The organism is Saliniramus sp., from assembly GCF_035311605.1.
Lineage (GTDB): Bacteria > Pseudomonadota > Alphaproteobacteria > Rhizobiales > Beijerinckiaceae > Saliniramus.
Window position 1 is genome coordinate 1 of the sequence record NZ_DATGCW010000355.1, and the last position, 4,900, is coordinate 4,900.

At 63.7% G+C, this 4,900-nt stretch carries 4 protein-coding genes; all 4 read left to right on the top strand.

Features of this window, described 5'->3' with window-relative positions:
• Positions 1–864: threo-3-hydroxy-L-aspartate ammonia-lyase (locus tag VKP01_RS15715; RefSeq protein WP_324413950.1), on the top strand; the 864-nt coding region annotated here is incomplete at its 5' end.
• A gap of 195 nt (positions 865–1,059) precedes the next feature.
• Entirely contained in the window at positions 1,060–1,335 is a 276-nt protein-coding gene (rpsT, locus tag VKP01_RS15720) for a 30S ribosomal protein S20 (RefSeq protein WP_324413951.1), read from the top strand.
• Between the two features lie 1,048 nt (positions 1,336–2,383).
• The gene (gene dnaA / locus VKP01_RS15725) at positions 2,384–3,949 is read left to right on the top strand and encodes a chromosomal replication initiator protein DnaA (protein WP_324413954.1); all 1,566 of its coding nucleotides are present in this window, start codon (positions 2,384–2,386) and stop codon (positions 3,947–3,949) included.
• 164 nt (positions 3,950–4,113) lie between these two features.
• On the top strand, positions 4,114–4,900 hold a 787-nt coding region (gene dnaN, locus VKP01_RS15730), incomplete at its 3' end, for a DNA polymerase III subunit beta (RefSeq protein ID WP_324413953.1).

Sequence of the window (4,900 nt, forward strand, 5' to 3'; positions counted from 1 at the left end):
CTGGCGGGGGCTTCGTTCTATTTCAAGGCCGAGAATCTGCAGCGTACCGGCGCCTTCAAGTTTCGCGGCGCCTATAACGCCATCGCGGCGCTCGACGCGGCGCAGCGCAAGGGCGGCGTGGTGACCTATTCCTCGGGCAACCACGCCCAGGCCATCGCCTGCGCCGGCGGGCTGCTCGGCGTTCCGGTGACGGTGGTGATGCCGCATGACGCCCCTGCCATCAAGGTTGCGGCGACGCGCGGCTATGGCGGCGAGGTGGTGAGCTACGACCGCTTCAGCGAATCGCGCGAGGCGATCGGCGAGACGCTCGCACGCGAGCGCGGTCTCACCCTGATCCCGCCCTATGATCATGACGACGTTCTGGCCGGGCAGGGTACCGCCACGCTGGAGCTCTTGGACGAGGTCGGCCCGCTCGATCGTCTTTATGTCTGTCTGGGCGGTGGCGGCCTGCTCGCGGGCGGCCTGCTTGCGGCGGGCCGACTGGCACCGGATTGCGCGGTGATCGGCGTCGAGCCGGAAGCCGGCAATGACGGCCAGCAGAGTCTGCGCAAGGGTGAGGTCGTGACGATCCCGGTGCCACGCACTATCGCCGATGGCGCGATGACGCCTTATCTCGGGGCGCGCACCTTCCCCATCATTCGCGAGCGGGTGCATGACATCGTCACCGTCAGCGACGAGGCGCTGGTCGCGGCGATGCGGTTCTTCGCCCAGCGCATGAAGCTGATCGTGGAGCCGACGGGCTGCCTCGCGGCGGCGGCCGCCTTCGCCGCAGGTGATGAAATCACCGGTAAACGCGTCGGTGTGATTCTCTCCGGCGGCAATGTCGATCTCACCCGTTTCGCGGCGCTGATCGGGGTCGATTGAGGGATGCGTCGCGCGTGCGCTGTTTTTGCGGGAAACGCGTTGACGCGCGATGGTGCAAACGATATAAGCCCGGGCTCACGGGACGTGTTGCGCAAGGCGCGCACGCCGACGGGTTAGCCAGAAATTCGCCGACCCTCCGCAGGCCCATATGGGCACCTGCAGGGGTAGGGCTTTGAACAAACGGGGTCGACAGACATGGCCAATACCACTTCGGCCAAGAAGATGACGCGCAAGATCGTCAAGCGCACGGCAGTCAACAAGGCGCGCCGTTCGCGTATGCGTACCTTCATTCGCAAGGTCGAAGAGGCGATTGCCTCCGGCGATGCCGGTGCCGCCCAGGCTGCGCTGAAGGCTGCCGAGCCGGTCATCGTGCGCGCGGCGCAGAAGGGCATCGTTCACAAGAATGCTGCCTCGCGCAAGGTTTCGCGCCTGGCCCATCGCGTCAAGGCGGTGGTTGCTCCGGCGAGTTGAGGGCGGTCGTGCGCGGGCGTGTCAGGCGTCCGTTGTGAATACTTGACTTTTCTTGATGAATACGATCTGAAATTGCCCGGCCCCTGGCCGGGCGTTTTGCGTTTGCGAACAGCTTTCGCGCCGGATGAGGCGCTTGAAATCGGTATGATCGGGGCCGGGCGTTGCGGATCTTGCGGCAACGAAATGTCGCAAAGCCGACTTGTCCGGTCATATTTCCGGTTTCGTTCCACTTGACTCTCGGGCAAACACAAAAGCCGCGATCATTCGGGTCGATACCGGCAGACGCGCAAAAATTATCGTTATAATTGAAGTGTTTAGGTGGTAAGCATCGTGACCGGCATCGGATTGCTGCGTTTGTGGCGCGAATCGCTAAGCCGGCTGAGAGGCGGGTATCTGACGCTCGCGACACGATTTGTACACAAAACGGTAAGGGTGACAGAGGCTTATTGTGGCATATGCAGGCAGCGCTGCGCCGGGCGAATCGGATGTCCGAAATTTTCGAATCATTTTGTTGCACCCCCCCGAGGGGCTGTGTAAAGTTCTGGGACTTCGCCGGTGACGCGGTGAGTAATCAGAAAAAAACAAGCACTATCAACTTTTATTCATGGGGGGCTGCATTGTTGTGCGATGGCGAAAACCTTTTAAAGGCACAGTCTTCGACAGCGATGCTCATGAATAGAGGCTGATTGCAACGCGCTTTCCCGCGTATCCCCTGCCAAGTTGAGTATCGCGTCAACCCTGTGACCATGTCGTCACGAGGTTCGGGCTGCGTGGCCTGTTGCAAACCGGCCCGTGGCAGAAAAAGAAATCTTCCGACGCTTGCGCACCGTTTGCGGCGGGGCGGCGCTCGTTTTTTTCGTCGGTGTGAGGAGGCACGAAAGACATGCTCATGAGCGGAGAGGATCGAAATCGGGGCGCGGCCTCCGCTTTGAAGACGACGAGACAGGGGAGCGGAGCGCAGCCGGTGGCGCGCCCCGGCGGCGATCCCGGTAACGGCCTTTGCGGCACGAAGGCGCCGCTCGAAGCAAATCAGGGCGTGAACGGCGATATGCAGGGTCAGGATACCGGGACGTCGGGCAGTGATGCCGGCGAAGTCTGGGCGCGCGTCAAGCGCCGCCTGCGCGCCGAGCTCGGGGAGGATGTCTATACCAGCTGGTTTGCGCGCCTCGAACTCACCGCCTGCGAGGCTGGCTGCGCCCGTCTCAGCGTGCCGACGCGCTTCCTCAAGAGCTGGATCGAGGCGCATTATCACGATCGCGTACTCGCGATCTACCGCGCTGAGGATTCGCGTATCGAGCGTCTCGCGCTGAGCGTGCGCGGGGCGATGATGCGCGAGCCGGCCAACCAGCGGCGCGCGCATTCTGAAGCACAATCTCCCGCCGCGACGCAGCGCGCCTCCGGCAATGCCGATACGGCGCGCATGCCGCTCACCGAGGGCCGGGATGCGCGGGCGCCCGCAGCACCGGGCCGGGTCGGCTTTCTCGACGGTGATGACGCCCGGTCCGGCGGGCACGCCGCGAGCGCGGCGCGCGGCGCTTCTCAAACGCATGGCGGCGAGACGGATTCTGCGGTCGATATTGCCGGCGCGCCGCTCGACCAGCGTCTGACCTTCGAGAATTTCGCCATCGGACGCTCCAATGCACTCGCCCATGCCGCCGGCGACCGCGTCGCCCGGCATGAGGGTTCGGCGCTCTATAATCCGCTCTTCGTCCATGCGGGCGTTGGTCTGGGCAAGACGCATCTCCTGCATGCGATCGGGCACGAAGCGCGGGGTCTGGGCAAAAGGGTGATCTATCTTACCGCCGATCGATTCATGTATGGCTTCGTTGCCTCGCTGAAGGCCCAGACATCGCATGCATTCAAGGAGAAGCTGCGGGGCATTGACCTCCTGATCCTCGATGACGTGCAGTTCATCCAGGGCCGTACCATCCAGCAGGAATTCGGCCACACGCTCAATGCGCTGATCGATGCCGGGCGTCAGGTCGTGATTGCCGCCGACCGGCCACCCTCCGATCTCGAAAGCCTCGACGAGCGGGCGCGTTCGCGCCTCGCGGGCGGCCTCGTGGTCGAGGTCGGCTCGCTCGATGAGGAGCTGCGCATCAAGATCCTCACGACGCGTATTGCCGCCGTGCACGCCGAGCATCCCGGCTTCGATGTCAGCGATGACGTGATTGCCTATGTGGCACGGCACGTGACCACCAATGGGCGCGATCTTGAAGGCGCTGTGAACCGGCTTCTCGCTCATGCCACGCTGACCGGCGCTGCCGTGACCCTCGACACGGCGGAGAATGCGATCCGTGACCTTGTGCGCAACCGTGAGCCCAAGCGCGTCAAGATCGAGGATATTCAGAAACTGGTTGCCTCGCGCTACAATGTCTCGCGCTCCGATATCCTCTCGGAGCGGCGCACAGCCGCCGTGGTGCGCCCGCGTCAGATCGCGATGTATCTCTCCAAGGCACTGACCCTGCGCTCGCTGCCGGAGATCGGGCGTCGCTTCGGCGGGCGCGATCACACCACCGTGCTGCATGCCGTGCGCAAGATCGAGAAGGCGCTGGGTGAGGATGCGGCAATGAGCGAAGAGGTCGAGTTGCTCAAGCGCATGCTGCAGGATTGAAAAACCTGTTCGCAATCGCGAAATCGGCGGTGAGGAAACACGAAACTCCTTGCGTTTCCCTGTCAGCTTGGCCAATCTGCCGCCCCGCCGCATGGCGAAGCGCGTCGCGATGCGGCTCGCTGCGTCGATGAGCGTTCCTTGATTTCCAGCCTTACGGGTCGGCCATGAAAGTGACAGTCGAGCGCGCCGCATTGTTGAAGGCGCTGGGCCACGTGCACCGCGTCGTCGAGCGGCGCAACACCATTCCGATCCTGTCGAACGTGCTGCTGCGTGCCGATGACGGCGGTCTGCGGCTCAAGGCCACCGATCTCGACATGGAGGTGACGGAGACCATCGTCGCCGAGATCACGCAGCCCGGCGCCACCACGGTGCCCGCGCATGTCATCTACGACATCGTGCGCAAGCTGCCCGACGGGGCGCAGATTTCCCTGGAGGTAAGCGGTGATTCCACCCAGATGGTGCTGCGCTCGTCGCGTTCGCGCTTCACGTTGCAGGCCCTGCCGGAAACGGATTTCCCCGATATCGCCGCCGGCGAGATGGGCCATGCCTTTGCCGTGCCGCCAGGCGATTTCAAGCGCCTGATCGAGAAGACGCAATTCGCCATCTCGACGGAGGAGACGCGCTACTATCTCAACGGCATCTATCTCCATGCCATCGATGGCGACGAGGGCCCCGTCCTGCGCGCGGTGGCGACGGACGGGCATCGCCTCGCCCGTGTCGAGGTGCCGGCGCCGGAAGGCACGACCGGCATGCCCGGCGTGATCGTACCGCGCAAGGCCGTGTCGGAAATCCTCAAGCTGCTCGAGGATTCCGGCGACGCCATCCAGGTGGAGCTCTCCGCGGCCAAGATCCGCCTGAATTTCGGCGGCGTGCTGCTCACCTCCAAGCTGATTGACGGGACCTTCCCAGATTACCAGCGAGTCATTCCCGCGGGCAACGACAAGACGCTGA

Bases quoted from the DNA above. Each gene is read 5' to 3' on its own strand.
- rpsT (WP_324413951.1), top strand. From the start codon at position 1,060: ATGGCCAATACCACTTCGGCCAAGAAGATGACGCGCAAGATCGTCAAG.
- dnaA (WP_324413954.1), top strand. From the start codon at position 2,384: ATGCAGGGTCAGGATACCGGGACGTCGGGCAGTGATGCCGGCGAAGTC.